Raw genomic sequence first — 3,361 nt, 5'->3', positions numbered from 1 at the left:
TTCCTTTCAAATCATCCGATGCGCGCGCCGCCGATCTCGACCGATGGCTCTCGTGGTATAATGACCGCAGGCCTCATTCGGCCCTAAACCGACGACCGCCCACTCAGGCTCTCCTCGGAACAACCTGATCAGAAGTGACACCTAGTCCGCGCGCGAATCAGTTCGCACTCGAATTCAGCAAGACCACCAAGAACCGTCAACATCAATCTGCCGTGCGGGTCGTCGTGCAGACCATCAACCCGATGAGCGCCCGGTCGCGCAAGCCGACCGGCGTCGTCACGTCGATGCTGTCGAGTAGAATGCGCGCCTCGGAAGGATCGAGCACGGGAGTCTTGCCGACCTTAACGACGCGCTTCGGCTCGCTCACGCTCGTTCAATTTTTTTGCGATCAGCAGGCTCGAGCGGGACATCTCGTAGCTCTGAGGCGAGAGCGGAAAAACCTTGCCGCACTCCAAGCTCTAGGCCGCAATGGATTCGACCTTCCCTTGCTTCGCTACCGGGCCTTCGCGCTCGGCGTTCCAGTGCCGGGGCTGCATAATGGCGGCCGTCGGAATTATTGGCATCGCTTCGGCCAAGATCACATAGACCTTTGCGACGTGCTCTCATCCTATGGCGCTTCGACCAAACCCAGCCTCGCCGAGATGGCAGAGCTCGCAAACATTCCCGTGAAGATTGGAGGCGTTGATGGCAGTCAGGTCGAGGCTTTCGTTGCGGCCGAAGTCGCGGATTATTGCCTGACCGACGTGCTCGCGACGTTCTGTGTCTTCCTACGCCATGAAATGGTCCGCGGAGATCTAAGGCAGGCCCATTTCGAAGCCTCCATGGATAACCTTCGCGCAATTATCCGCAAGCATGTCGAACAGAGGCCGCTCTTGTCGGTCTTCCTCTAAACCTTGGGCGTGTGGTCTGGATGAATGCCTGCCCACGGACGTTTTCTCTCAATGAGTAGGGACACCGCCAGTCGCGGCCTACTCTTCGCTCAGGCTCATCACGTGGGCGCGGGCAATTTTCCGGCCCCGGCGGGATCGCGGGATACTCGTCAAGCTTCGCAGGAATTTAGTCAGCACTGCAGACATGACGCGCGCGATCCAGTCACCAATTGTCGATTCGATTCGCCAATCTTCCAATCGCTAACCTGAACGCTTGCCCGGCTGGACCAGAGCCCAACTTCCTCCCTTATGGCTTGGCGCAAGGAGGAAGAAATGGCGTATGCAATAAAGCATGGGACAGACCCCAATGAAAAAACAGAGCGCCTAGAAACGGCTACGGCGTGTCTCGAACGGGCCAAGGCCTTACTGGCTGAGCATGAGCCGAACATCAAGGTCTTTACGCGGGACGGCGCAGAAATCTCAATCCTCGAGCTCGAAAGGCTATCAGGAAAAGAGCTGATCTGAAGCCGCCGGCGTCCGCGTCGCCACTGGCTTGAAGGGCAGGGCGCTACGCGCCCTGCAACCCAAAGCTCTCTGAAAAGTCTCTTCCCTTTCCATCGAGAGCTTCAAATGCGTCCGTCTTTGGCGGTCTCATCCATTCGCTTGCGATCCGCGAGAGAGGTTCGCGAGATCGTCTGAACGTCATGGAGGTATGGACATCAGGCGAGAACATTGCGCGAGACATTTTGCTCAGACAGCCGGTTGGGCGCCGTACGGCGCCAACAGCAGACGGGCGACAGCATGTCACGACCCCCCTGGCATGATTATGCCAGCGATCGAAATACGCAAATTTTATTGCCATCAGGATCGCGGAAGTAGGCGCAATATGCCGTTTTGTCGCCCCGCGAGCCGGGCGCGCCCTCATCTACCCCGCCAAGAGAAATTGCTAGGGCGTGAACCCTTTCAACTTCATCTACCGACGTTGCGGGAAGCGCGACCATAACGCCATTGCCTGGCCGAGCGGGCTCGCCATTAAACGGCAGAACAACCCCGAGCGTCGGCCCATCGCCGGCTCCATACATCACGCCTGTGCACCCATTCGTTATTGAGTAGAGGCGCTTGGCCCCGAGGACGCCGCAAATTTCATCATAGAATCGCGCCGCGCGATCCAAGTCATTTGTTCCGACAAGCACAAACCCAATCATGCAACGACCCTCGGGCAGCGCCATACTATCCGCCTTCCGGCGGCTGGCTTGCATTCGGTTGGAGCGACAGGCGCGACATGACGCGCCCCCAAGTTGACGGCATTTGAGCGAGTTCGCTTTAGCGGCGTAAATTCCATAGACCCACCCGTGGGCACAGCCAAAGTTCGAAACCAAGAGCCGTAGCCTTGTCTCCGAATGGGGTCGATGAAGGCTTTGTCATATGGCGACATAGCCGCGTTGCTCCTTGACGCGCCGCTGCCGCGCAAGAGCCTCCCAAGCTTCGGCCGCGCTCTCATAGGCCGTCAGGCGCAGACGTCCGCTGCGGCCGATCCGCCCCCATTCGACGGCAAGACACCAACGCCCGAATAAGTCGGGCGCTACGTCAAGGCGATAGAAACGGCTCATGTTCTTAGCCGCGTCGATGCGATGCAGAAGGATGGGGTCCATGTGAGAGCGAGTCTCAGCCATGGCGCGGAGTCGGTCAAGGGATGTAGCGAGGCGCGGAGATCAAGGGCGCCGCCGACTATCTGCTCGCGCTATGCGCTCACCGTTGAGACGCGTCGAGGGGGTTTTGCTCGATAGTCGCTTACGGCGCTATCAGGAACCGGAGGCGTTGCGCCTTTGCATGCCGACCTTCGTCCTTGGAGTACATTGGTGATGACAGTGACGCATTTGGCCTTGACCCGGCAAGTCGGCGAGCCGGATGCCACGATTAAACACAACCGCGAGCCGGCGGGCGTCTCCTCGAGAAAAGGCCCTGAGTACCCTCAGGGCCTTTGGTATCGCGAACCTTAAAAATCCATCCCTCCCATGCCGCCGCCGGGCATGGCCGGCGCGGTTTCCTTCTTGGGATGCTCGGTGATCGTCGCCTCGGTGGTGATGATCAGACCGGCGATCGACGCAGCGTCCTGAAGCGCGGTGCGCACGACCTTGGTCGGGTCGATGATGCCGAATTTCACGAGGTCGCCGAACTCGCCTGTTTGCGCGTCATACCCAAATGAGTAATCCTTGGATTCGAGCAGCTTGCCGACCACCACGGCGCCGTCGCCGCCGGCGTTGTCGACGATCTGGCGCGCCGGGGCCTGAATGGCCTTGCGCACGATCTCGACGCCGGTCTGCTGATCGGAGTTGCCGACCTTGACGCCGTCGAGCGCCTTGATGGCGCGCAGCAGGGCGACGCCGCCGCCGGGCGAAACGCCTTCCTCGACCGCCGCGCGGGTGGCGTTGAGGGCGTCGTCGACGCGGTCCTTCTTCTCCTTGACCTCGACTTCCGTCGCGCCGCCGACG

The 3,361-nt window shown here is 60.0% G+C and carries 8 protein-coding genes; 3 read left to right on the top strand and 5 right to left on the bottom strand.

Going from position 1 to position 3,361, the window contains the following annotated elements:
• Positions 1–128: integrase core domain-containing protein (locus ACR652_RS10335; protein WP_434506079.1), on the top strand; the 128-nt coding region annotated here is incomplete at its 5' end.
• On the opposite strand, the gene ACR652_RS10330 is transcribed toward ACR652_RS10335, so the two are convergent.
• Both ACR652_RS10330 and ACR652_RS10325 read right to left on the bottom strand, forming a co-directional pair.
• The gene (locus ACR652_RS10330; RefSeq protein ID WP_434506429.1) at positions 129–203 is read right to left on the bottom strand and encodes a hypothetical protein; all 75 of its coding nucleotides are present in this window, start codon (positions 201–203) and stop codon (positions 129–131) included.
• A complete protein-coding gene (locus ACR652_RS10325) occupies positions 203–367 on the bottom strand; it encodes a hypothetical protein (protein WP_434506430.1) in 165 nt (54 codons plus the stop codon). Before ACR652_RS10325 ends, ACR652_RS10330 begins: the two co-directional genes overlap by 1 nt.
• Here ACR652_RS10325 and ACR652_RS10320 point away from each other — a divergent pair.
• Both ACR652_RS10320 and ACR652_RS10315 read left to right on the top strand, forming a co-directional pair.
• Complete coding sequence (locus ACR652_RS10320) at positions 300–890, top strand: hypothetical protein (RefSeq protein ID WP_434506428.1); 591 nt, start codon at positions 300–302, stop codon at positions 888–890. The two genes, ACR652_RS10325 and ACR652_RS10320, sit on opposite strands and share 68 nt — an antisense overlap.
• 312 nt (positions 891–1,202) lie before the next feature.
• Positions 1,203–1,394 carry a hypothetical protein gene (locus ACR652_RS10315; RefSeq protein WP_434506427.1) on the top strand — a complete coding sequence of 64 codons (192 nt, stop codon included), beginning with the start codon at positions 1,203–1,205 and terminating at the stop codon, positions 1,392–1,394.
• 299 nt (positions 1,395–1,693) lie between these two features.
• Here ACR652_RS10315 and ACR652_RS10310 read toward each other — a convergent pair whose 3' ends face one another.
• The 3 genes from ACR652_RS10310 to ACR652_RS10300 form a co-directional block, all read right to left on the bottom strand.
• Positions 1,694–2,098 carry a VOC family protein gene (locus ACR652_RS10310; RefSeq protein ID WP_434506426.1) on the bottom strand — a complete coding sequence of 135 codons (405 nt, stop codon included), beginning with the start codon at positions 2,096–2,098 and terminating at the stop codon, positions 1,694–1,696.
• Positions 2,099–2,290: 192 nt separating this feature from the next.
• Positions 2,291–2,521 carry a WGR domain-containing protein gene (locus ACR652_RS10305; protein WP_434506425.1) on the bottom strand — a complete coding sequence of 77 codons (231 nt, stop codon included), beginning with the start codon at positions 2,519–2,521 and terminating at the stop codon, positions 2,291–2,293.
• 344 nt (positions 2,522–2,865) lie between these two features.
• Positions 2,866–3,361 (bottom strand): TCP-1/cpn60 chaperonin family protein (locus ACR652_RS10300; protein ID WP_434506424.1); only part of this gene is annotated, 496 nt, incomplete at its 5' end.

The sequence above is a fragment of the Methylocystis sp. genome (assembly GCF_051061225.1).
Classification (GTDB): Bacteria; Pseudomonadota; Alphaproteobacteria; order Rhizobiales; family Beijerinckiaceae; genus Methylocystis.
Note: the sequence above shows the minus strand (reverse complement) of the source record. Positions and strands in the feature narration are given on the sequence as shown.